General features: G+C 70.3%; 19 protein-coding genes and 1 pseudogene. 16 read left to right on the top strand and 4 right to left on the bottom strand.

Features of this window, described 5'->3' with window-relative positions; genetic code table 11:
- Positions 1-28: 28 nt before the first annotated feature.
- The gene (locus OOK40_RS22340; protein ID WP_266484835.1) at positions 29-703 is read right to left on the bottom strand and encodes a CBS domain-containing protein; all 675 of its coding nucleotides are present in this window, start codon (positions 701-703) and stop codon (positions 29-31) included.
- 220 nt (positions 704-923) lie between these two features.
- Between OOK40_RS22340 and OOK40_RS22335 the strand changes: the two genes are divergently transcribed.
- The 7 genes from OOK40_RS22335 (at position 924) to OOK40_RS22305 (ending at position 8,960) form a co-directional block, all read left to right on the top strand.
- Complete coding sequence (locus OOK40_RS22335) at positions 924-1,787, top strand: pyridoxamine 5'-phosphate oxidase family protein (RefSeq protein WP_266486498.1); 864 nt, start codon at positions 924-926, stop codon at positions 1,785-1,787.
- A gap of 94 nt (positions 1,788-1,881) precedes the next feature.
- The gene (locus tag OOK40_RS22330) at positions 1,882-3,567 is read left to right on the top strand and encodes an NAD(P)H-dependent oxidoreductase subunit E (RefSeq protein ID WP_266484833.1); all 1,686 of its coding nucleotides are present in this window, start codon (positions 1,882-1,884) and stop codon (positions 3,565-3,567) included.
- Positions 3,555-6,248, top strand: a complete 2,694-nt coding sequence (gene fdhF / locus OOK40_RS22325; protein ID WP_266484832.1) for a formate dehydrogenase subunit alpha — start codon at positions 3,555-3,557, stop codon at positions 6,246-6,248. Before OOK40_RS22330 ends, fdhF begins: the two co-directional genes overlap by 13 nt.
- 168 nt (positions 6,249-6,416) lie before the next feature.
- Positions 6,417-7,136: a CBS domain-containing protein gene (locus OOK40_RS22320; protein WP_266484831.1), complete on the top strand. Its 720-nt coding sequence runs from the start codon at positions 6,417-6,419 to the stop codon at positions 7,134-7,136.
- A gap of 15 nt (positions 7,137-7,151) precedes the next feature.
- On the top strand, positions 7,152-7,556 hold the full coding sequence (locus OOK40_RS22315) for a flavodoxin domain-containing protein (protein ID WP_323136091.1): 405 nt from the start codon (positions 7,152-7,154) through the stop codon (positions 7,554-7,556).
- A gap of 270 nt (positions 7,557-7,826) precedes the next feature.
- Entirely contained in the window at positions 7,827-8,291 is a 465-nt protein-coding gene (locus OOK40_RS22310) for a cyclic nucleotide-binding domain-containing protein (protein ID WP_266484830.1), read from the top strand.
- A gap of 21 nt (positions 8,292-8,312) precedes the next feature.
- The gene (locus OOK40_RS22305) at positions 8,313-8,960 is read left to right on the top strand and encodes a CBS domain-containing protein (RefSeq protein WP_266484827.1); all 648 of its coding nucleotides are present in this window, start codon (positions 8,313-8,315) and stop codon (positions 8,958-8,960) included.
- Positions 8,961-9,191: 231 nt separating this feature from the next.
- Here OOK40_RS22305 and OOK40_RS22300 read toward each other — a convergent pair whose 3' ends face one another.
- The 3 genes from OOK40_RS22300 to OOK40_RS22290 all read right to left on the bottom strand — a co-directional run bounded on the left by OOK40_RS22300 (position 9,192) and on the right by OOK40_RS22290 (position 13,646).
- Positions 9,192-11,813, bottom strand: a complete 2,622-nt coding sequence (locus OOK40_RS22300; protein WP_266484823.1) for a cation-transporting P-type ATPase — start codon at positions 11,811-11,813, stop codon at positions 9,192-9,194.
- 70 nt (positions 11,814-11,883) lie between these two features.
- A complete protein-coding gene (locus OOK40_RS22295) occupies positions 11,884-12,744 on the bottom strand; it encodes a universal stress protein (RefSeq protein WP_266484820.1) in 861 nt (286 codons plus the stop codon).
- Positions 12,741-13,646, bottom strand: coding sequence for a universal stress protein (locus OOK40_RS22290; protein WP_266484816.1), 906 nt, complete (start codon positions 13,644-13,646; stop codon positions 12,741-12,743). Before OOK40_RS22290 ends, OOK40_RS22295 begins: the two co-directional genes overlap by 4 nt.
- 233 nt (positions 13,647-13,879) lie before the next feature.
- Between OOK40_RS22290 and OOK40_RS22285 the strand changes: the two genes are divergently transcribed.
- The 9 genes and pseudogenes from OOK40_RS22285 to OOK40_RS22245 all read left to right on the top strand — a co-directional run bounded on the left by OOK40_RS22285 (position 13,880) and on the right by OOK40_RS22245 (position 23,014).
- Entirely contained in the window at positions 13,880-14,506 is a 627-nt protein-coding gene (locus OOK40_RS22285) for a CBS domain-containing protein (protein ID WP_266484812.1), read from the top strand.
- Positions 14,499-15,827, top strand: a complete 1,329-nt coding sequence (locus OOK40_RS22280) for a nicotinate phosphoribosyltransferase (RefSeq protein WP_266484793.1) — start codon at positions 14,499-14,501, stop codon at positions 15,825-15,827. The genes OOK40_RS22285 and OOK40_RS22280 overlap by 8 nt, the downstream gene beginning before the upstream one ends.
- Positions 15,824-16,540 (top strand): CBS domain-containing protein, encoded by a 717-nt coding sequence (locus OOK40_RS22275; protein WP_266484782.1) that lies wholly within the window; start codon positions 15,824-15,826, stop codon positions 16,538-16,540. Before OOK40_RS22280 ends, OOK40_RS22275 begins: the two co-directional genes overlap by 4 nt.
- A gap of 110 nt (positions 16,541-16,650) precedes the next feature.
- Positions 16,651-16,794, top strand: a pseudogene (locus OOK40_RS22270) (DUF4389 domain-containing protein); the annotation flags it as partial.
- A 130-nt stretch (positions 16,795-16,924) separates the two neighbouring features.
- Entirely contained in the window at positions 16,925-17,827 is a 903-nt protein-coding gene (locus tag OOK40_RS22265; protein WP_266484779.1) for a universal stress protein, read from the top strand.
- Between the two features lie 23 nt (positions 17,828-17,850).
- Positions 17,851-18,840, top strand: coding sequence for a nitroreductase family protein (locus tag OOK40_RS22260; RefSeq protein WP_266484777.1), 990 nt, complete (start codon positions 17,851-17,853; stop codon positions 18,838-18,840).
- Between the two features lie 54 nt (positions 18,841-18,894).
- Positions 18,895-21,705, top strand: a complete 2,811-nt coding sequence (locus OOK40_RS22255) for a cation-transporting P-type ATPase (protein WP_266484773.1) — start codon at positions 18,895-18,897, stop codon at positions 21,703-21,705.
- On the top strand, positions 21,702-22,361 hold the full coding sequence (locus tag OOK40_RS22250; protein ID WP_266484771.1) for a TrkA family potassium uptake protein: 660 nt from the start codon (positions 21,702-21,704) through the stop codon (positions 22,359-22,361). The genes OOK40_RS22255 and OOK40_RS22250 overlap by 4 nt, the downstream gene beginning before the upstream one ends.
- On the top strand, positions 22,358-23,014 hold the full coding sequence (locus OOK40_RS22245; protein WP_266484768.1) for a TrkA family potassium uptake protein: 657 nt from the start codon (positions 22,358-22,360) through the stop codon (positions 23,012-23,014). The genes OOK40_RS22250 and OOK40_RS22245 overlap by 4 nt, the downstream gene beginning before the upstream one ends.
- Positions 23,015-23,127 lie beyond the last annotated feature (113 nt).

Raw genomic sequence — 23,127 nt, 5'->3', positions numbered from 1 at the left:
ACGGCGTGCGGTGCCACGTTCGGAAGGCCTACGTGCCGCTGGTGGAACTCGCGGTGTCGTCGGTCCGGTACGCGATGCGTTCCGACACGGAAACCACGCCGTCCACACTCCGGCACAGCCGCACAATGATCGGGATCAGACTCCTGACATCGACGGACCCACCGAGCGTGACCTGCCCTTCGTGCACCTCTGCGGTCACCTCCGAAGGGCCGAGGCGCATCGTCGACTGCAGCACATCCCGGTTGATCTCATCGCGGATGGCGTCGTCGCGACGCAGGAAGATGCGCAGCAAGTCGCTGCGGCTGAGGATGCCTTGCAGTCTGTCCGCCGCGTCCACCACGGGCAGCCGCTTGACGTTCTGAACTGCCATGAGGCGAGCCGCCTCGACAACGGTCCAATCCGGACGCGCGCAAACGGCCGGAGCCGACATCAGTTCTTCGGCGCGGGCTCCCTCGGCCTTGGCCCGCTCCCACGCCTCCAGATGCGGCATCGGCACCCGACCCGACGGGTCGGACTGGCCGGACGACTTGCGCAGCAGGTCGGCCTCGGACACCACACCCATCGGGCGGTCCAATTCGTCCACGACGGGTACGGCGGTGACATCGTTCTCGGCAAGCAGCCTGACGATCTCCTTGAATGGCACGTCACGCCGTACCCGGACGACCTTCCGGGTCATGAGCTCTCCGACTGTTCGGTGGTGCATTCCGCCCTCCCTTCGGCGTCGTGACAACCAGTCACGGTCACAGATCAAGCCTGTCAGGGGCCGGGCGTCGTCGGAGGAGCCGTCCGGCCCCCGTTTGGGGCCGATCGGGCCGAGACCGGCCCGTACGGCCCTCCGGACTCGGGCTTCTCGACCCATGCGCCAGGACACCGCGCGTGGCACGTTGGGGGTACAGCGACGCTTCGCAGGAGCGGTGATGATCATGCGAGCTCACCTTGGCGATCAACTCGTCGTCGAAAGCCCAAACACCGGCGCCACCAGGCGCGACGGTGAAATCGTCGGGCTCCACCACACGGACGGAACGCCCCCGTACGACGTGCGCTGGTCGGACACGGACGAAGTGACGCTCGTGTTCCCCGGGCCGGACGCGCACATCCATCACGTCGAGCACGGGCCGGGCGAAACGCCGTCCCACGACGCACACGGCCCCAGCGACATCGGCCGGCGAGTGGCACTCGAACGCGCGCGGCAAGGACTTACCCGGACAGAAACAGCGCGGCGCGCCAAAATGGCGCCGCAGTACCTGGCGTACATCGAAGAGCGTCCGGCCGACCCCAGCCTCGCGAGCCTTATCAGGCTGGCCGCCGCGCTGGGGACTACCGCAGCCGCCCTGCGCGGCGGCGGCATCGATCTGCCGCCCGGCCGGGGTCAGGCGCTCCTGCACCCTCGGCTGCGAGACCTCGAAGCCGATGAATGCCGCGCCCTGCTTTCCACGCATGGCGTGGGCCGCATCGCCGTTTCGACGCCCGACGGTCCGGCGGTCATCCCCGTGAACTACGAGGTCGTCGATGACGCGATCGTCTTCCGCACCGCACCTGGTTCCGCCCCCGCGGCGGCCATGGGAACGGACGTGGCATTCGAGGTCGACCACGTGGACGAGGCGATGAGCCAGGGCTGGAGCGTGCTCGCAGTCGGCCCTGCGCGGGCTGTTACGGAGCCCGACGCGGTGCGACGGCTTGCCGATCGCGCGCACACCACGCCGTGGGCAGGGGGCAACCGCGAGCTGTGGATCTCGATCCAGCCCGAGCGCCTCACGGGACGGTCTATCAGTCCGTCGGATCAGTGAGTGTCCTCGGGACTGCGCCGGGGGCAGCGAGGAGACGAGTCGGGCGACGGCGGCCCCGGATGCGGCCCCCCGCGAAGGACTCCACGATGAAGGCATGGTGCGCGTCTGCCCCGCCGACCGTTTCGACGCCTTCAGGGCCCTCGCCGAACGGCGTGGGAAACCTGCAGACCGGTTGATGACGTCGCTGGCCGTGGCCCGGACGGGCACGGCGACCCGCCCCGAGGCCTGGGCGCCGGCTGTCGCCGCCGACGTTGGCCTGCCTGCCGCTGCCGCGCTCGGACCGGCCAGTTACTACGCGGACTTCGCCGCCCCGCACGGTAGCCGTCACATCCGGGTCTGCGCCGCGACAGCGTGCTTCGCCGCGCAGGCCGGTCTGCATCTCACCGCTGTCGAGCGCCAGCTGGGCGTTACCGCGGGCACGGCCTCATCCGACGGAGGGACGTCGGTACAGACCGTGCGCTGTCTCGGATACTGCTACGCGGGGCCCGCCGCGCTCGACGGGGATGTGCCCTGTACGGGCCCGACCCTGGCCGCTCAACTCGCGGGCCGGGAGCCACCGCGGGCACCCGGGATCCCGGCGGCCGACGCCACCGGCGACCCGGTTCTGCTGGGCGGTGAGGCGTCCGGAGAGCGCCCGTGGCAGGTGTGGCTCCGAACGGTGACAGCACTTACTCCTGACGAGGTCCACCGGCAGGTGGCCGCATCCGGGTTGCGGGGGCGCGGCGGCGCGGGGTTCCGGGTGGCCGCGAAATGGGCGGCGGCGGGCCGCCGTCCTGACACCGTGGTCGTGGCCAACGGGGATGAGGGCGATCCCGGCTCCTACGCCGACCGGCTGCTGATGGAGGCCGACCCGGGGCGGGTGCTGGAAGGGCTGGCCCTGGCCTGCTTCGCCTGTGGAGCGTCCCAGGGCGTTGTGCTGGTGCGCTCCGAGTATCCGATGGCCCTGGCCCGGATGCGCGAGGCAGTCGGGCAGGCGTACGCGGAAGGTCACCTCGGCCCGTCCCTGTACGGAACGACCACCACCCTGGACATCCAGGTCGTCGAAGGCGCCGGCTCGTACGTCGCCGGTGAGGAGACCGCGCTGATCGCTGGTCTTGAGGGCGGCCGGGGATGTGCCCGGCCGCGCCCGCCGTACCCGACCGAGCGCGGGCTGTGGGGTGCACCGACCGTGGTCAACAACGTCGAGACCCTTGCGGCTGTCCCATGGATCGTCCGGCGCGGTGGCTCGGCATATGCCCGGCGCGGAACGGCGTCCGAGACCGGGACGAAGCTGGTCTGCCTGTCCGAACGGTTCGCGCGGCCTGGTGCGTACGAGGTCGAACTCGGCACTCCGGTGCGGCGCATCGTCACCGAGCTGGGCGGCGGTCTGAAGGACGGCGCCGAGCTGGTGGCTCTCCAGGTCGGCGGTCCGCTGGGCGGCTTCCTGGCCGCCGACGCGCTGGACGTGCCGCTGACGGAGGCCGACCTCGCTGCCCGGGGCGCCGCCCTCGGCCACGCCGGGCTGGTCGCCTTCGACCGGAGCGTGGCACCGCAGGATGTGCTGCGGCACATCTGGCAGTTCGCCGCCGCCGAGAGCTGCGGCGCCTGCTCACCCTGCCGCGTGGGCTCACGCCGCGGTCTGGAGATGGCCTCTGCGGGCGCACCGCCCGGAGAGGAATACGGACGGCTGTCGCGGGTGCTGGCCGAGGCGAGCCTGTGCGCCTTCGGCCGCCGGATCCCGCCCGCGGTGCGCAGCCTCGCCCGCGCGTACGGCGACCGGCTGGCGGGATGGGACCAGTGACCGGGATCGACATCGACGGCACGAGCGTCGAGGTGCCCGAGGGAACCTCGCTGCTCTCGGCCGTACGCGCAGAGGGCATCGAGCTCCCCTCGCTCTGCCACGACGACCGGCTCAGCCCCGCAGGATCGTGCCGTACCTGCCTGGTACGGGCCGACGGGCGAATCGTGGCGGCCTGTGTCACCCCGGCCGTCGCAGGCGCACGCGTCGAAACCGGCACCGACGATCTGCAGTTGCTGCGCCGGGACGCGATGGCACTCATCGCCTCCGCCCTGCCGCCGAGTGCCCTGGCCGCCGACAGCCGCAGCGAATTGGCGCAGGCCTGCCGGTCCCTGGGGATCGGCCCGGGCGCGGCACAGGGTGCCGGAGGCCGGGGCAGCGACGAGTCCCACCCGTACGTTCACCTCGACCGCGACCTGTGCATTGCCTGCGGCCGGTGCGTCAGCATGTGCTCCGAGGTGCAGGGCACCTTCGCGCTCACCCTCGCCGGCCGGGGCGCCGACACCGTCGTGGCTCCCGGTACCGGCGGACCGTGGGCCGAGTCGGACTGCGTGGCCTGCGGCGGCTGCGTCGACACCTGCCCCACCGGTGCGATCACCGAGCCGGGCCCGGGGCGCGGGCTCACCTCGGCGAACCGGCCGGAGGCAGGACTCACACGCACCACCTGCGGCTACTGCGGTGTCGGCTGCTCCCTTGAGGTCACCACCCGGAACGGCGAGGTCAGCGCGGTTCTGCCCGCTCGGGACGGCCCCGTCAACCAGGGGCACGCATGCGTCAAGGGCCGGTTCGCCCACGGATATCTCGCCTCGCCCGAACGGCTCACCCGGCCACTGCTGCGACAACGCGACGGACGGCTGGAGCCCGTCGGCTGGGACGAGGCGCTCGACCACATCGCCCGCGGACTGCGCGCAGCGGTTGACGCCGGCGGCCCCGACGCCGTGGCGGCGATCTCCTCCGCGCGGGCGACCAACGAGGAGAACTACCTGATCCAGAAGTTCATGCGGGTCGCGATCGGCACCAACAACATCGACAACTGCTCCCGGCTCTGCCACTCCCCGTCCGCCGCCGGCCTGGCCGCCTCCTTCGGACTGCCCGGCGGCACCGACAGCCTCGACGACGTCGAGCGGTCCGACTGCCTGCTGGTGGTCGGGGCCAACCCCGTCGAGGCCCACCCGGTGGTCGGGGCGCGACTGCTCCAACGCGTGCTGCACGGGGCCCGGTTGGTCGTCGCCGACCCGCGGGCCGTCGGCCTGGCCCTGCACGCGGACGTGCACCTGCGGCCGCGCCCCGGCACCAACGTCGCCCTGTTCCACGGCCTCGCCCAAGTGCTGCTCACCGAAGGCCTGACCGACGGGGACTTCCTGCGCGAGCGGGCCACCGGCCTGCCGGAACTCGCCGAGCTGCTCGCCGAATACCCACCCGACCGGGTGGCGGACATCACCGGCGTGCCCGCCGCGGACCTGGTCGCCGCCGCCCGGCTGTACGGCCGTGCCGAGCATCCCGCGATCGTCTACGGCCTGGGCGTCACCGAACACCTCCACGGCACCGACGGGGTCCGCGCCCTGTCCAACCTGGCGATCCTGCGGGGCGCCGTCGGCACGGATCACGGCTATGGGGTCAATCCGCTGCGCGGCCAGAACAACGTCCAAGGCGCCTCCGACATGGGCGCGTTGCCCGATGTCCTGCCCGGGTACCGGAAGGTGACCGACCCGGCCGCACGGTCAAGGGGCGAGGAACTGTGGGGCGCGCCCGTTCCGCAGCGGCCCGGGATGCGTATCCCCGAGATGTTCGCGGCCGCGCGGGGCGGGCATCTGCGAGCGCTGTGGATCGTCGGGGAGGACGTGTGCGCCACCGACCCCGACACGCAGCGGGTTACTCAAGCCCTGGCCGCTTGTCCGCTCGTCGTCTGCAATGAGTTGTTCCTGTCCGAGACGGCCCGCCACGCGGACGTCGTGCTGCCGGTCGCGTCCTGGCTGGAAAAGGACGGCACCTTCGTCAACTTCGACCGCCGCTTCCAGCGGGTGCGCGCCGCCGTTTCCCCGCCGGGAGAAGCCCGTACCGACTTCGCGGTCGTACACGCCCTCGCCTCCGCCCTGGGCGTCGACCTCGGCTGCCGGACCCCGGCCGCAGCCCTCGCCGAGTGCGCACGGCTCGCTCCCCTCTTCGCCGGTCTGTCCCATGACCGGCTGGACCGCGAGGACGCCGTCCCGTGGCCCTGCCCCGGCCCCGACCGCCCCGGGGAAGCCACGCTGTACCGACGCCGGTTCGCCACCGCGGACGGCCGGGCCCATCTGGCCGCCGCCCCCTATCTCCCGCCGGGTGAGCAGCCCGACGAGATGTATCCGCTGGTCCTGGTCACCGGGCGGCGCTGGGCGCACTACAACTCCGGCAGCATGACGCGGCGCGGTGGCAACCTCAGGCTCGATCCGGTCGACCACCTGGACCTCCATCCCGACGACGCCGCCCGGTACGGGCTGCGCGACGGCGAGCAGGTCACGGTGGAGAGTCGGCACGGCCGGGCCCTGCTGGTCGCCCGGGTCGGCGAAGAGACGGCGCCCGGCCAGGTCTTCTGCTCCTTCCACTTCCCGGCGAGCGGAGTCAACAACCTCACCTCCGACCGCTCGGACACGGCGACGTCGTGCCCGGAGTACAAGGTCACGGCAGTAAGGGTGTCCAGGCCGTGACCAGGGCCAACGGCGAGGAGGGGGCCGTCCGGCCCCCCTTCTTGCCCCTTGCAGCCCTGTGACCTGTCGTCCGTTCGCCGGACTCTGGACGCGTCGTCCCGCGCAGGTAATTCGCCGGCGCCCTCTCCACTGAAGCCGGCGCCCTCTCCGCTGAAGGAGGACTGGACGATGAAGCACGACAACGTCGAATCTACGATGACGAGCGAAGTCGTCAAGGCCGCCTACGACACCCCCTTCGAGGAGATCGCCCGGCTGCTGTCGCAGCACCGGATCAGCGGCATTCCAGTCGTCGACGACGAGCAGAAGGTCATCGGGGTGATCTCCACGACCGATCTCATGGTCCACCGGTCCGGAAAAGAAGACACTCCTGGCCGCCTCAACTGGCCCTCACTCACCTCCGGGGCACGCGTCCGGGAGTCCAAGGCACAGGCTCGCAACGCCGGGCAGCTGATGACCCACCCAGCCGTCACCGTCCACGCCCACCAGTCGATAGCCGCTGCCGCCCGCATCATGGCCGAGCACCGCATCGAACGACTACCGGTCGTGGACGAGGAGGACCGCCTCGTCGGCATCGTCACGCGACGCGACCTGCTCCAGGTTTTCCTGCGGCCCGACGCCGAGATCCGCCGTGAGGTGATCGACGAGGTTCTGGTGCGCGCGCTCTGGCTCCCGCCCGAGACCGTCCGAGTCGACGTGCATGACGGCGTCGTGACCCTGACCGGGCAGCTGCCGCGGCGCAGCGACGTACCCGTCGCGCTGCGGATGACCCGCCAGATCGACGGTGTGATCGCGGTCGTCGACGAGCTGACGTTCAGCGTCACCGACTCGCGCCGTGGGCTGTCCGAGGAAGAGTTCTACGGCAACAGCGGCCGGAGGCGCACACTGTAAAGAGAAGTGATCACGATGACTCGCACCGTGCTCGTCGCCTACGGCAGCAAGAAGGGCTCGACGGCGGAGATCGCCCAGTTCATCGCCTCCATCCTGCGCGACGAAGGAGTGAAGGCCGACGCCCGGCCTGCGGCCCAGGTGTGTGACATCCGCCCGTACGAGGCCGTCGTCCTCGGAGGCGCGCTCCGCATGGGGCGCTGGCACCGGGATGCTCGGCGCTTCGCCCGGCGCCACCGGCATGCTCTGGCCGGACGGCCGCTGTGGCTGTTCAGCAGTGGCCCCTCGACCCGTCGGCACTGGAACGGGACATCCCTGCTGTGCGCGGCGTCCGCCAGGTCGAGCGTCGACTGGGAGCGCTGGAGCACGTCACGTTCGGCGGACGGCCGGCGGCCGGAGCGCGAGGACGCATCGCCCGGGTGATCCTGGAGGAGGACGGCGACGACTGCCGCGACTTCAATCGGATCGCCAAGTGGGCCGAATGCATCGCCGCCTGCCTGACCGCGAAACCGCAGCGGGGCAGAACTGGCCCTGTTGGGGCCGCAGACAGGGCCGCCCGGCCCTTCCCCGGCGCCGATCGGATGACTGACGCTGAGCACAGACAGCGGCCCCGCAGGACAACCGGCGAGTGAGGCCCGGAAGGCTCACCGGTCATCACCGAAGAAGCCGCGCGCTCGAAACGGAGGCCCAGCAATGAGCACCCCCTCCCCCATCCGTATGACCGCCGTTCTCTCCCCCGAGCACCGTGCCCGGCTGCTGGGCATCACCCGGGACGTCAGATTCCCTGAAGGAACCCGCATCTTCGAAGAAGGCCGCCGCGCCGACCGGTTCTGGATCGTCCAGTCCGGCACTGTCACTCTCGACATCAAAGTTCCGGGACGGCGCCCGGCGGTGATCGAGAACTTGGGCTTCGGTGAACTCGTGGGCTGGTCCTGGCTGTTCCCACCGCATGTGTGGCAGTTCGGCGCCGAGGCCATGACACCCGTACGCGCCCAGGAGTTCGACGCGTCAACGGTGCGGATGATGATGGATGCCGACCCTGCCTTCGGCTCCGCGATCGGAAACTGGGTCGGCAGGGTGCTCGCTCATCGGCTGCATGCCGCCCGTATCCGGCTGCTCGATCTGTACGCGCCGCACGGCAGCGGCATGACTCTGTAACCGACGTCCGAGAGGCCCGCCATGCCCGATTCCCCGCACACAGTGAGCGATGTCATGACGCACACCGCAGTCGCGGTGGGGCGCCGTGCGACCTATAAGGAGATCGTGGAGCTGATGGAGCAGTGGAAGGTCAGTGCCTTGCCGGTGCTGGAGGGCGAGGGCCGTGTGATCGGCGTGGTCTCGGAGGCCGATCTGCTCCGCAAGGAGGAGTACCGCCTCGACGACCCCGCACAGGCAGACCGGCCGCTGTCCGACGTGGCGAAGGCGAGGGCGGTCTCGGCAGAGGAGCTGATGTCGAGCCCGGCCGTCACTGTTCACGCGAGCGCCACGGTCTCCGAGGCCGCACGGATCATGGCGCGCCGTCGGGTCAAGCGCCTGCCAGTGGTCGACGGTGTCGGCCTGCTCGAAGGTGTCGTCAGTCGCAGCGACCTGCTGAAGGTGTTCCTCAGGCCGGACGAGACCATCGCCGACGAGATCCGTCGTACCGTCATCGAGCACCTGCCACCCGCGGCACACGTGGAAGTCTCCGTCACCGACGGCGTGGTCACCCTCCACGGCAACCTCCGGGACCGGGCGCTGGTCTCCCTGCTTGCCCGGGCCGCCCGCGCGGTCGAAGGCGTCGTGGACGTCCGCCTGAGCCTCAACAACCAGGCACCCCCAGCGCCCTGAGGCGTGGGCACGATCACCTCGGCCCCGGCACGGCACGTCAAGGCGAAAAGGGCCCACCCGCTTCTCGCGGATCCTGATTGCGTGGTGCACGGCCACGAGCCGCTTCTCCACGTCCTCCTCAGGGGCCCTTTCCGTCAATTCCATGGAAACACGGGGGGTGGGCTGCTGCCAGGGCCGAACAGCCCCACCTTCGGTGCCGCTCGGCCCCACCCCTCCCTTACTGCTTGACGACTACTGCTTGACGACCAATCGGCGTAGCCACGGCTGCCTGCTGAGGCGGGCGGCGGCGAATCCGGCCAGGCCCACGGCGGCGGCCACAGCGACCTCCGTCCCGCCGAGTGGCTGGGTCTCAAGTACAGATCGCAGGAACGGTACGTACAGAGCCGCCATCGCGAGACCGGCCGAGGCAAGCACCGCCGCCGGCAGGAAGAGGTTTTCCCGTGTGAGAAGGCGGTCCCGCAGCCCCATGACGACCCCGAGCTGTGCGGCCAGCAGGGACAGGAACAGCACACTCTGCCAGGCTGCGTCCACGGCACGGGCCGAGAGGCCTGCAGCGAGGCTTGCCATGGTGACCACGGCTGCGAGGAAGAGCACTCGTTGCCACAGCCCGTGCCCCAGCACGTGCTGTTGCGGCGGGCGCGGGGGCCGGTGCATGGCGCGCGGCGACACTGGCTCCGCCCCCATCGCCACCCCGGTCAGGCCATGGGTGAGGAGATTGATCCACAGGATCTGACCCGCACGCAGCGGCAGTGACAATCCGAGCAACGGGCCGAACAGCATCACCAGGATCTCTGCGGTGCCCCCGGCGAGTCCGTAGACGAGGAAGCGCCGGATGTTGTCGTACACGCGGCGCCCCTCCTCGACCGCCGCGACCACGGTGGACAACTCGTCGTCGGTGAGCACCAGATCGGCCGACTGTCTCGCCACCTCGGTTCCTCGCCGCCCCATGGCGACGCCTATGTCAGCCTGTCGTAGTGCGGGTCCGTCGTTGACGCCGTCACCGGTCATCGCCGTCACGTCCCCGCGGTCGCGCCAGGCTTCGACGATGTCCAGCTTCTGCTGCGGGTCCGTGCGGGCGAACACCCTGACCGCCGTGAGGTCGTCCACGGTTCCCGCCGCCAGCGACTGACCTGTGACGACCTCGCCCGGCTCGCTGTCGGGGGACAGCAGACCGACGCGCGTGGCGATGGCCCGTGCGGTGGCGGGATGGTCACCGGTGATGAGCACGGGGGTGATGCCCGCAGCCCGGCACGCGGCCAGCGTGGCGGCCGCAGCCGACTTGGGAGGATCGTTGATCGCCGCCAGGCCGAGCAGCCGCAGCCCCGATTCGGCGTCCGCTGCCCGCGTCGGAGCCTCGGTCCGCTCGCCGCAAGCCACGGCCAGCACCCGGTATCCCTGCGCGGCGAGCAGCGCTGCCTCGTCCTGGGCCCGATCGAGGAGCTGCGCGGACTCGTCGAGCACAGCGGGGTCGAGGACTGCTTCCGGAGCACCCTTCAGACACACCATCAATTGCCCCGACGGCGTTCCGTGGAGGGTGCTCATGCGCTTGCGTAGGCTGTCGAAGGGCGCTTCGTCGGTCCTCGGGTAGGTCTGGTGAAGCGTGCTCGGTTCCTCGCAGTGCGCTTTGGCCGCGGCCGTGAGGAGCGCGGCTTCGGTGGGGTCGCCGAGGGCAGTCCAGCGGCTGCCGGTGCCGTCGGGCGGTTCGTCCGGTGGGCGCAGCGCGGCGTCGTTGCACAGCGCTGCGGTGGTCAACAGCTTTTGTACGGGGCCGAGTTCGGCAGGCTCCGCTGCCCGGCCGCCGACGCGAACGTCGCCGAACGGCTCATACCCGGCGCCTGTGAAATCGACGGCGCCTTCAGGTGTCCATACGCGTTCGACGACCATGCGGCCTTCGGTGAGAGTGCCGGTCTTGTCCGTCGCGAGTACGGTCACCGACCCGAGCGTCTCCACGGCGGGGAGGCGTCGTACGACGGCGTGGCGTGCGGCCATGCGCCGCGCCCCCAGGGCAAGTGCCAGCGTGACGACGGCCGGGAGCGACTCGGGTACCGCTGCGACGGCGAGGCTGATCGCGGTCACCGCCATGGTGCCAGGTCCCAGGCCACGAATCAGTCCCAGGGCGAACACCAAAAGGCACAGTGCCAGGGTGGCCACGGCGAGAACCCGCCCCAGTGCGGCCAGCCGCCGCTGCAGAGGTGTCGCCTCGAGTCGCCCTTCCAGCAACGCGGCGATACGGCCCAGGGCGCTGGCGGCCCCGGTGGCTGTCACCGTGGCGATGCCCCTCCCCCGGACCACGACAGTGCCCGCGCTCAGCGTCGCGGCCCCCGGCCGTCCGGAGCGCAGGTCCTTGTCCACGGGTACGGATTCACCGGTCAGCATGGATTCGTCGAGGAGCAGCGCCGATGCCTGCGTGAGGAGCGCGTCGGCGGGAACGATGTCCCCTTCGCCGAGTGCCAGCACATCGCCGGGGACCACTTCGGCCGCGGGCACCTCCCGCTCGCAACCGCCGCGCAGGACACGTGCGTTCGGGGCTGACATGGCGGAGAGTGCGGCAACCGCATTGTCGGCTCTGACCTCCTGGATCACTCCCACCGTGGTGTTCACGACGATCACGAGGGCGATGACGACGGAGTCGGCGTGGTCTCCGATCGCGACGGTCAGTGCCACGGCCCCGAGGAGGACCATGATCAGCGGATCCCGGAGCTGCGCCACAACGCGCGTATGCAGGCGCACGGTTCTCCGGGTGGCCACCTCGTTGCGGCCGTATTCGGCGAGGCGGCGTGCCGCATCCTCTTCCGTGAGCCCTCGACGGCGCTCGTCGGTGGACTGCGGTGTGCGGACGGGGTGCGAGGTCACGTGGGTGCTCCGATCGACGGCGACGGGGCTGGTATGAAGCGGATCAGGTCGTGGCATCGCGAGGCGCGGTTCACGGCGTGGGAACCGTGATCACCGGGCTGAGCGCCCGGTGCAGCAGGCCGTGGACGACCGATCCCAGCCGCATGCCGGTGTGTCCGCCTCGGCCCCTGCGGCCGACCACGACGGCCAGTGCGTGCTCGGAGGCGCGGGCAAGCTCCTCGACCGGATGCCCGCGGACCACCTCGTGCGTCAGGGCCACATCCGGGTACTTCTCCGACCAGCCCGCCGTTGTTTCCGAGAGCAGCCGTCGGCGCTCCTGCACCGCCTCCGCCTCGTCCGTGAACGAGACCACCGGGGGCGGCCACACCCAGAGGGCACGCAGGCCGGCCCCCCGCAGGCTTGCTTCCTCGAAGGCCTGGGCGACGGCAGCGCGCGAAGCCTGGCTGCCGTCGACGCCGACCACCAGGTAGGGCGGCTGCTGCGTCACATGCTCGGGCTCTCCCACGACGACGACCGGACAGTTCGCCTGTGCGCTGACAGGCACCACCACCGAACTCGCGCTGAAGAACTCCTCCGCCCGGCCGAGCCGACGAGAGCCGAGGACCACCATCCGGGCCTGTGCCGAGTGGCGGCATAGCGCCGGGGCGGGAACCCCGTCGAGCAGGTCCGTGATCACCTCAAGCTTCCCGTGCCGCTCCCGTATCCAGGAGGCAGCGGACGTGAGTGCCTCGGCTCCTCGACGCCGCAGCTCGATGTGGTGCGCGGTGGAATCGGCGTGGCGTGTGTCGTGCGACGGCGGCACGGCCAGCAGCAGCCTAAGGGCAAGCTGTCGGCGGTGGGCCTCGTCGGCGGCCCAGGCAAGTGCGGGGCGGGACTGGTGCTGCGGGTCGACGCCGACGATCATCTCGCGGCGCTCTGCGAGGGCTGTCACTGTTCCTCCCGGTGTCGCTTGCTCTCGCGCGGAATGAGCTCCACGGGGCATTCGGCATGGTGGAGAACCGCATGCGTCACCCGTCCCAGCGTGGGGCCGAAGGCATCGGGCGGTCGCCGGCCGCCCATGACGAGCAGGTCGGCCTGACGTGATGCCTCCACGAGGGTCCCGGCGACGGAGGCGCCCTCTTCCACGTCCGCGGTCACGGTGAGCTCGGGGAATTCATCCCGGATCCGGTCGGCCACCGTGGAAACACGGCGCAGGTGCTGCTGGGCGATCTCGTCGACGTCGTCCAGCATTGTGGCCACCATGCCCACGTACCGCAGCACTTGCCAGACGCTCAGCAGACGCAGCGACGCCTTGCGGAGTTCCGCGGCGCGCGCCGCGTGCCGGACGCAGTCGAGGTCTTCCTCGTCGCGGACGGCAGCCACCACCACACCGGCCCCCGCCCCTTGTGCTGCGCCCCTGACCACCACGACGGGGACCGTCGCACCCGCCGCCACGCGGAGCCCGACGGAGCCGAGCAGCAACGCGGCGAAGCCTCCGTAGCCGCGGTTCCCCACGACGATCGTGCCGTCACTGCCTGCAGCGTCGAGCAGGCTGACGGTTGGCTCCCGTGGGCTCAGTTCCTTGTTGATCTGCAGCTCGGGGTACTGCTCCGCCAGCCGGTCCGCCGTGTCCTTGAGCACGTCGCGCCCGCGCTGGCGCACGCGCTCGACGGTCTCGACCGAGGCGTACAGAGCTCTCCGGTAGGTGTCGGAGGCATAGAGGAGGCGCAGCGGCCTTCCTCGCCGGTCGGCTTCGGCCGCGGCCCAGTCGGCAGCCGTCGCCGCATTCGCCGAACCGTCCACGCCCACGACGACCATCCCGAGCTCCGGTTCGGCCGCAGTGCTGCTGCCCATGTCTACTCCTTGCCGAGTTTCATCGGGGATCACGCCCTCACGGTGTCACCACGAGATGGGCATGGTGAGGGCCACAGGGGTCCGTGGCAGGGCCGAAGGTCCCTCTCCGGCCGCCGCTGATCCATTCGGTCCCCTCCGAGGACCTCTCGGCCCTGTGCACGCGGGCGGGATTCGTTCCACGCTTGCATTCAGGACGGCCTGATCCGGCACGTGATGGAAAGGACTGGCGCGCCATGAGGCACCGCAGTGTCGCGGACCTGATGTCCCCCACGGCCGTGAGCGTGCAGCGGGGCACCCCGTTCAAAGAGATCGCCCGCCTCCTCGACGAATACGGCATCACCGCCGTACCGGTGATCGACGACAACGAGCGGCCCGTCGGAGTCGTCTCCGAGGCCGACCTGCTACGCAAACAGACATCGAGAGACACATCCAGCGTGGCCGAGGAACTGATGTCCAGTCCGGCAATCGTCGCGGAGCCGGGGTGGAGCGTGGTCCGGGCGGCCAGGGTCATGGAGAAGAACAGGATCAAACGGCTGCCCGTCGTCGACGAGTCGGGCCGTCTGGTCGGCGTGATCAGCCGCAGCGACCTCCTGCAGCTGTTCCTGCGGCGGGACCGGGCGATCCAGGAGGAAATCCTCGAGGACGTCGTCACCCACACTTTTGGACTGCCGCCCTCTGCGCTGACGGTCGAGGTCACCGACGGCAGAGTCACGCTCAGCGGCACTGTGGCGCGCAAGAGCCTCATTCCGATCACCCTGCGGCTGTGCGAGAGCGTCGACGGGGTAGTGGATGTGATCGACCGGCTCGCCTACGACGTGGACGACTCCGCGGCTGTGAAGGGCGGCGACCGCCATGTCTGAGGTGACCACGACCGATCTGTACGAAGTGACGATGGCCATGTCCTACCTGCGGGAGGGGATGCGTGCTCCGGCCACTTTCAGTCTGTTCGTGCGGGACTTGCCGCCCGACCGCGGGTTCCTGGTGGCCGCCGGCCTGGAGCCGTCGCTCGACTACCTGTCCCGTTTCCGCGTCGGTCCGCACGACGTGGAGGAATTCGCCGACGCCCTTCACCGGCCGGCCGCGGACCTTGAGCCGCTGCTCGGTCTGGGATTCGACGGCCAGGTGCGTGCTGTCCCCGAGGGGCGGCTCGTGTTCGCCGGAGAGCCGCTGCTGGAAGTGACCGCGCCACTGCCGCAGGCCCAGCTCGTCGAGACCTACCTGCTCACTCAGCTGTGCCATCAGACGGCGGTCGCCTCCAAGGCGGCCCGCTGTGTCATTGCCGCCGCGGGGCGGCCCCTGGTGGACTTCTCACTGCGTCGTACGCACGGGCCGCAGGCCGGATTCCAGGCCGCCCGGCTGGGCGCACTGGTCGGCTTCGCGGGCACCAGCAATGTCGCCGCGGCCACGAGCCTCGGTATCCCCGCTTCGGGCACCATGGCTCACTCGTACATCGAGGCCTTCCCGGGCGAGGAGGAGGCGTTCCGGGGATTCGCGCGTACCCATCCAGGACCGGTGACCTTCCTCGTCGACACGTACGACACGGAGGGCGGAGTCGCGATCGCGGCGCGGGTGCTCAAGGAGCTCGGGCGCGGTCCCGGCTGCGCCATTCGCCTCGACAGCGGTGACCTCGGGGCTCTCGCGCGCAGGGGGCGGGACATTCTCGACGCCGCCGGGCTCACGGACGTCCGCATCATCGCCAGCGGTTGTCTGGACGAGTACGCAGTGGACGAGCTCGTGCGGGCCGGCGCCCCGATCGACGTGTATGCGGTGGGTACCCGCGTCGGCGTGGCCGCGGACGCGCCCTACCTCGACGCGGCGTACAAACTGGTGGAGTACGACGGGCGGCCGGTCATGAAGCTCTCCTCCGCGAAGGTGACGGCCCCTGCGCCGAAGCAGGTCTTCCGCCGGTCCGGCCGCGCCGACGTGATCGGGGTGTGGAACGAGGACCCACCGCCCGGGGCGGAACCTCTGCTCCGCACGGTCATGCGCGGGGGCAGCAGGACGGGGAGGCCGGACAGCCTGTCGGACGCCCGCGCGCGGTTCGACGCCGACGTTGCCGCTCTCCCGGCATCGGCACGGCGTATCCACGGCCCCGAACCACTCCGCCCGGTCACATCCAGGCGGCTGGCGGCCATGACGGCCGTGGTACGTCGCCGTATCGAGGAGGAGATACGGACATGAAACTCAGCAAGGTCGCAAGCGTGATGGTGGGCGAGGTCATCTCGGTCACGCCTGCCACGCCGTTCAAGAATGTCGCCAAACTGCTCGCCGAGCACGACATCACCGGGCTGCCCGTACTCGACGACGACGGCAGAGTGCTCGGGGTGGTCTCCGAGAGCGACCTTCTCGTCCGTCAGGCGTCAGCCGACGGGGCGGACGAGGAACAACAGGGACCTCGGCACGGCCGGACCGCGGGCTCGGCTGCGGACACGCGGGACGACAAGCGGGAAGGCCTCACCGCCCGCCTGCTGATGTCCGCACCCGCGATCACCGTCCATGCCGAAGACACGGTAGCCAAGGCCGCCCGGACGATGCTCCGGCGCGGCGTCGAACGGCTTCCGGTGGTGGACGCCGAAGACCGCCTGGTCGGCATCGTCACACGGCGCGATCTTCTCCAGGTGTTCCTTCGCCCCGACTCCGAAATCCGCCGCCACGTGGTCGAAGACGTGCTCACGGACACACTCGGGCTGGCCCCGAACGTGATCGAGGTCCATGTCGTCGACGGGGTGGTCACACTGGAGGGGCAGCTGGAGCGGCACAGTCAGATCCCTGTCGTACTGCAGCTCACGCAGCGGTTGGACGAAGTGGTGTCGGTGGTGGACCGCCTGTCGTCACGTGTCAACGATTCCGGGCTCACGCCACCGGAAGGCGCGGAGTACGGGTGGCCCTGGTGAGCCCGGACGACACCCCCAGGGCCGACCGGCCCTGCCGGAGCAGCCGGCCCGGCCCTCGCGCCGCAGTCCGCGGCGGGCCCAGCCCGGAGCCATGACAGCTGAAACAGCAACGCCATCCGCACGACCTCTTCGACCTGATCATCGGGCTGAACCGGTGGGTGCTGCGGGTCGTCGCGTACGCGGGTCTGATGACGGACGAGTACCCGCCGTTCCGGCTGGACATGGGTGGCGCGGATCCGGTCGCCCGGCCGTGATCAGGGGAGGTCCCGCGGGGCGCCGGGGCCGGTTGGCCCCTTCGTGGGCCCCTTGGCCCCTCCTGTCACGGCCGCCGGACCATGACGCTGGAACTGTGGCCGCGCGCGCGGCCCTGAGGAGGTCCGCACCATGACTCGCAATGTGACCGTCGGCCTGGACGGCTCGCCCGAGAGCCTTGCCGCCGCCGCTTGGGCTGCCCAGGAGGCATTGCTGCGCGAAGTGCCCCTGCACCTCGTTCACGCGGAGGAGTGGCCCACGACCGCAGCCATACCCATGGTCGGCCCTGAAGTGCAGCAGCAGTGGGCCGACAAGGTCCTGGCCGATGCCGCGGACGAGCTGAGGCAGCGCCATCCCGGACTGGAGATCACTGCACGACGGCTCTCCGGAAGGCCCGCCGCCGCCCTGCCCGTCGAGGCAGGTGACGCGGAGATGCTGGTGCTCGGATCCCGGGGTCTCGGCAGCATCATGGGCTTCCTCATCGGCTCGGTTGGCATGGCCACGGTCAGTGCCACCGAGCAGCCGGTCGTGCTGGTACGGGCACCCAAACACCAGGACAAGGGACCCCGGGCCGGATCCGGCGACGCCGAGCAGCCGGACACCGCGTCCCCGTACCGCGACGTGGTCGTCGGCCTGGACGTCTACCAGTCCTGCGACAAGATCCTGGCCTTCGCCTTCGACGAGGCCGCACGCCGTGGCTGCACTCTCCGCGCCGTACACGGCTGGACGCTCCCCCTCGTGTTCAGCTACGCACCGATGCTCGAGCCCGGCATCCAGCTGGAAGTGGGCCGGCAATTCGAGCGGGCCCTGAGCGACATGCTGCTGCCATGGCGGCAGAAGTTCCCGTCGGTGCAGGTTGTCGAGCGGGCTCTCATCGGTTCGCCTGGGCAGCAGTTGGTGTACTCGGCGGCCGACGCCGATCTGGTGGTCGTCGGCCGGCGCCTCCGCCGGGCTCCACTGGGTGGGCACATCGGCCCCGTCGCCCACGCGGTGATGCACCACAGCGCCGCACCTGTCGCCGTCGTCGCCCACTGACCCCCTCTCGGCAGGAGGATCAAGTGCCTTCACCACCGCTCGACCCGACCACCGTGACAGCCCTTGTCGAGGACGCCACGGCAGCCCCGTCCATGCACAACGCACAGCCCTGGAAGTTCCGGTACCTGAGCGGCACCGGAACGATGCAGCTGCGCGCCGATCCGGAGCGCACGATGCCCAAGTCGGACCCGACGCACCGTGCCGTCCATCTCGGCTGTGCCGCCGCGCTGTTCAATCTGCGGGTGGCCGCCGTGCACGCCGGCCGGGAACCGGTCACCACACTGCTCCCCGACCCCTCCGATCCGTGGCTGCTGGCCGAGGTGAACCTCGCCGAACCCGCGGGCCCGGAGCACGATCTCGCCGTACTTCACCCCGCTGTCCGCAAACGGCACACCAGCCGCCACCCCTTCACCGACGAGGAGATCCCGGACGACATCCTGGACGGGCTGCGCGGCGCCGCCCTGCTCGAAGGCGCCCGGCTGTACGTGCCCGACGCGTGGCACGTGAAGTCCGTGCTGAATCTGGTGCACGACGCCGAGGGCCGTGAAGCGCTCCACCCCGAAGTGCGGGAAGAGATGGCACGCTGGACCGACACCGGCGCCAAGGGTGACACTTCGCGGCGGGAAGGAATCCCCGCATATGCCTTCGGCCCCCGTCAGCACGATGTCACCGCTCCCATACGGGACTTCGCCGGCCGGCATCCCGTTCCCGGCCGTGGCTCCGCCACCTTCGAGAAGCAGCCCCGCCTCGCTCTGCTCGGTACGGCCGGCGACCGGGCGGAGGACTGGCTGCGCGCGGGTCAGGCGATGGAGCGGGTTCTGCTCCAGGCCACCCTGGACGGGCTGGTCACGTCGCTGACATCGCAGGCACTCGAATGGCCGGAACTGCGGTGGGCCGTACGCGACCCGGGGTCGGCGATGGGTCACGTACAGATGGTGATCCGCCTCGGATACGGCCCCGAAGGTCCAGCGTCCCCGCGCCGGTCGGTGAGCGATGTCCTCGACATCACGTGACCCGCACGGGTGCCCGGCCCGCCTTTCGGGTCGTCGCGCTTCAGGGACCCAGTAGTGACCGCCCCGACGGATGTGCTGACTCCCGGCGGCTCCGGGGGGGAAGCTTCGGCGCCGGATGCCGACGGCCTCGCCATACGGACGCTGTCGCCCGCCGACGTGTACTCCGCACTGGACACGTCGCCCCGTGGCCTGCCGACCGAGGCAGCCGACGCCAGGCTCCAGCGGTTCGGGTCCAATGAACTCCCGCGAGCGGCGCACCCGGCCCTGTGGCGGCAACTGGCAGCCCAGTTCACGGACCTCTTCGCGGTCGTCCTGCTCATCGCTTCGGCGATCACGTTCCTCGCGTACACACTCCAGGAGCCGCAAGACGTCGGTACGCTGCAACTCGCCGTGGCGATCCTGGGCGTGGTGGTGCTGAACGCGTCCATCGGGTTCGCCCAGGAGTACTCGGCCGAGCGGACGGCGGAGTCGTTGCAGGCGATGGTGCCGCGCACCTGCCGGGTGCTGCGCGACGCCGTGCTGCGGGAACTGCCCGCGCGGGAGCTGGCGGCGGGCGACGTGGTGATTCTCGAAGCCGGGGATGCGGTCTCTGCGGACTGCCGCCTGGTGGAGGCGCACGACATCGCCGTGAACAACGCCGCGATCACAGGGGAGAGCGACGCAGTCGGCCGTGGCCACGAGCCTGAGCTGCAGGGCCCGGTCCTTGAGGCGCGCAACTGCGTCTTCATGGGCACCGACGTCGTGGCGGGAACCGCAAAAGCCGTGGTCTTCGCCACGGGCCGTTCGACCGAGTTCGGGCGGATCTTCCAGCTCACCGCCGCCGCACCGCGACAGAAGACCCCATTGCAGCACCAGGTCGCCTCGATGGCGCGTCGGGTGGCGGGTACGGCACTGGCCGTGGGATCGCTTCTGTTCGCCGTGCGGCTGCCCGCAGGGCAGGACCTCGTGTCGGCGTTCGTCTTCGCGCTCGGTGTGATGGTCGCGCTGGTCCCCGAAGGGCTGCCCGCCACGCTCTCCGTGTCCCTCGCGATCGGCGTCCGGCGCATGGCTCGCCGCCATGCGCTGGTGAAGCAACTGCTCGCCGTCGAGGCGCTGGGCTCGACCACGGTGGTGTGCACGGACAAGACCGGGACACTGACGCAGGCGGAGATGACCGTCGTCCAGGTGTGGGCCGGAGGTGTCATGCACACCGTGTCCGGGGTGGGTTACGAGCCGACCGGTGAGGTCACGGATCCCGAACCGGTGCGCGCAGTCCTGCGGACCGCGGCGCTGTGCAGCAACGCTCGTCTGGTGCCGCCCTACGACGGCGGTCGATGGCATGTGCTCGGGGACACCACCGAGGGTGCACTGCTCGTAGCCGCCGCCAAGGCCGGGCTCGACCGGGGCGCCGAAGAAGCGGCCGCTCCGCGCGTCGGCGAGCATCCCTTCGACTCCGTACGCAAGTTGATGAGCACGGTGCACTCCGGGGCCGACGTTTACCACGCCTGTGTGAAGGGCGCTCCCCAGGAGCTGCTCGAACGGTGCACGGCCATCGACCGGCAGGGCGAAGTGATCGCGTTGACCGACGCGCTGCGTGCGGAGGTGATGGCCGTCAATGACGAGCTGGCCACAAAGGGACTGCGGGTCCTGGCCTCCGCCCGGCGGAAACTCTCAGGCCCGCATCCCGACCGGGACACTGTCGAGTCGGGGCTGACCTTCCTGGGGCTCGTCGGCATGCTGGACCCGCCGAGACCCGAGGTACGGGAGGCGGTCGCCGCCTGCCACCGGGCCGGTATCCGCGTCGTCATGGTGACCGGGGACCATCCGTTGACCGCTGAGGCCGTGGCCCGGCGCGTGGGAATCGTGCGGCGTGCTGATCCGACGGTCATGACCGGTGCCCGGCTGAACGAGCTGGACGACGACGCCCTCGACGGGCTGCTGGCCGGCCAGGGCGAGCTGTTGCTGTGCCGGGTCAGCCCCGAGCACAAGATGCGTGTGGTCACCGCGTTCCAGCGGCGTCACGAGGTGGTCGCTGTCACGGGCGACGGCGCCAATGACGCCCCAGCCCTGAAGCACGCCGACATCGGTGTGGCGATGGGCGTGTCCGGGACGGACGTGGCGCGGGAGGCGGCCGTCATGGTGCTCCTCGACGACTCGTTCGCGTCCATCGCCACAGCGGTACGACTGGGCCGTTCCGTCTATCAGAACATCAGGAAGTTCCTGGTCTACCTCTTCAGCCACAACATCGGGGAACTTGTCCCGATCCTCGCCGCGACCTTCGCAGGTTTTCCTCTGGTCCCGATCAGTGCCGTACAGATCCTGGCGATCGACCTGGGCTCGGACGTCCTGCCCGCTCTCGCGCTCGGGGCCGAGCCCCCGGAGGACGATGTCATGGACCGTCCGCCGCGCTCAAGGGACGAACGGCTGTTCTCTCCCGCGGTGATGGGCCGCATCCTCTTCCTGGGCGGGATCCAGGCAGCCGGGGTCTGCGCGGTGTTCTTCTGGCACATCAACGCTTCCGGTATCCCCTATGCCGACTTCACCAAGGACAGCGTCGCCTATCGGGAGGCGATCACCCTGGTGCAGGCCGGGATCGTGGTCAGCCAGTTCTTCAATGCGCTGGCGGTGCGCACTGAACGCGAGAGCGTCTTCCGGGCCGGTCTGCTCAGCAACCTGTGGCTGCTGGCAGCCGGATGCTTCGGGATCGGTCTGATGGCAGCCATCAGCTATCTGCCCGCACTCCAGGAGGTGTTCAACACGGCCCCGCTCACCGTCACCGACTGGGCCGTCCTCGCCGGGCTCGGAGTCGTGCTGCTGGCCGCAGAGGAAGCCCGCAAGGCCTGGCTCCGCCATCGCGCCGCACGAGACAAGGGAGGAGAGCGATGAGAGTCGTCATCGCGGGCTGCGGACGGGTGGGTTCCGCTCTGGCCACCCAGCTCACCGCGGAAGGCCACGACGTGCGGGTCATCGACCGCACGCAGAGCAGCCGACGGCGGCTGCCCGCAGGGTTCCCCGGCCAGTTCCTCGAAGGGAACGGATTCAGCCGGGCCGTACTGGAGCGAGCGGGGATCGAACACGCCGACGCGCTCGTCGCCGTCACCTCCGGGGACAACAGCAACATCGTCACCGCGCGGACTGCGAAGGACACGTACCGAGTACCCATCGTCCTCGCCCGCATCTACGACCCACGGCGCGCCGACATCTACCGAGAATTGGGCATCCCCACCATCGCCAGTGTCCGCTGGACCGTGAACCAGATCCATCAGATGCTGCTGCACCGCCATCTCACACCGGAACTCACCTTCGGCAACGGCGAAACGCTCCTGGTCCGTTCGCAGCTCCCGGCCTACCTCACCGGGCGCCGGCTCGCCGCGTTCGACGTCGACGGTGAGATCCGTGTCGTGGAAGTGACAAGAGCGGGCCGCTCGCTGGTGCCCGCCCACGGCACGGCAGCCGAGCCCGGAGATCTCGTCACCTTCGCCGTCGCCGCCACTGCGCTCGGCCGTCTGCGTGGCTTTATCGACAAGGAGCTGGGGACATGAAGGCCCTCATCGCGGGCGCCGGGCGACTGGGCACCCAGATCGCGCAGGTGCTCGCCGCCGCCGGGAACGACGTCACTGTGGTGGACGCGGACGCCGACCGCATCAATGCGCTTCAGGGACAGCTCGCCGTACACCTCATCCTGGGGGACGCCTGCGAACCTGCATGTCTGGACCAGGCCGGCGCCCACACTGCCGACCTCGTCATCGCCGCCACGGGAGAGGACGAGGACAACCTCGTCATCAGCCTGCTGGCCAAACGGCAGTGTGCCGCGCCACGCGTCGTGGCCCGCGTCAACGACAGTGAGAACGCCTGGCTGTTCGACCGGCGCTGGGGTGTCGACATCGCCGTCCCCGCTGCCACTCCGCTCATCTCCCTCATCGAGGAGGCAACCGGTGCCACCGATACCGTGGCCCTGCTGCGCCTCAGCAAGGCGGGCGTCGACATCATCGAAACCGTGATCACCACGCACTCTCGCGCAGTCGGCAAACCCCTCTCGGACATCCCTCTGCCCGACGGAACCGTCGTCGCCACCGTCATACGGGACGGCCGGCCGACCGTGCCCGGACCGGCCGTCCGCCTCCAGCCCGGTGACGAGTTGCTTCTTGTCTCGCACAGCGCCACCGAGCAGGAGATCCACTCGGCGTTCCAGTGAGTGCGCCCACTGGGCCGAAATGGGCCCGAACGACCCTGCGCCGGGACCTGTCGGCCCATCCGAACGAGACGCCCGGAGTGTGACAGTGGAGGCCGACTCCGCGAAGCGAGGAG

It is taken from the genome of Streptomyces sp. NBC_01481, assembly GCF_026339995.1.
Classification (GTDB): domain Bacteria; phylum Actinomycetota; class Actinomycetes; order Streptomycetales; family Streptomycetaceae; genus Streptomyces.
Note: the sequence above shows the minus strand (reverse complement) of the source record. Positions and strands in the feature narration are given on the sequence as shown.

Coding starts and splice junctions, on each gene's coding strand:
- OOK40_RS22275 (WP_266484782.1), top strand. CDS start 15,824: ATGAAACTCAGCAAGGTCGCAAGCGTGATGGTGGGCGAGGTCATCTCG.
- OOK40_RS22285 (WP_266484812.1), top strand. CDS start 13,880: ATGAGGCACCGCAGTGTCGCGGACCTGATGTCCCCCACGGCCGTGAGC.
- OOK40_RS22310 (WP_266484830.1), top strand. CDS start 7,827: ATGAGCACCCCCTCCCCCATCCGTATGACCGCCGTTCTCTCCCCCGAG.
- OOK40_RS22280 (WP_266484793.1), top strand. CDS start 14,499: ATGTCTGAGGTGACCACGACCGATCTGTACGAAGTGACGATGGCCATG.
- OOK40_RS22335 (WP_266486498.1), top strand. CDS start 924: ATGCGAGCTCACCTTGGCGATCAACTCGTCGTCGAAAGCCCAAACACC.
- OOK40_RS22320 (WP_266484831.1), top strand. CDS start 6,417: ATGAAGCACGACAACGTCGAATCTACGATGACGAGCGAAGTCGTCAAG.
- OOK40_RS22340 (WP_266484835.1), bottom strand. CDS start 703: ATGCACCACCGAACAGTCGGAGAGCTCATGACCCGGAAGGTCGTCCGG.
- OOK40_RS22245 (WP_266484768.1), top strand. CDS start 22,358: ATGAAGGCCCTCATCGCGGGCGCCGGGCGACTGGGCACCCAGATCGCG.
- fdhF (WP_266484832.1), top strand. CDS start 3,555: ATGGGACCAGTGACCGGGATCGACATCGACGGCACGAGCGTCGAGGTG.
- OOK40_RS22330 (WP_266484833.1), top strand. CDS start 1,882: ATGGTGCGCGTCTGCCCCGCCGACCGTTTCGACGCCTTCAGGGCCCTC.
- OOK40_RS22290 (WP_266484816.1), bottom strand. CDS start 13,646: ATGGGCAGCAGCACTGCGGCCGAACCGGAGCTCGGGATGGTCGTCGTG.
- OOK40_RS22315 (WP_323136091.1), top strand. CDS start 7,152: ATGACTCGCACCGTGCTCGTCGCCTACGGCAGCAAGAAGGGCTCGACG.
- OOK40_RS22250 (WP_266484771.1), top strand. CDS start 21,702: ATGAGAGTCGTCATCGCGGGCTGCGGACGGGTGGGTTCCGCTCTGGCC.
- OOK40_RS22265 (WP_266484779.1), top strand. CDS start 16,925: ATGACTCGCAATGTGACCGTCGGCCTGGACGGCTCGCCCGAGAGCCTT.
- OOK40_RS22305 (WP_266484827.1), top strand. CDS start 8,313: ATGCCCGATTCCCCGCACACAGTGAGCGATGTCATGACGCACACCGCA.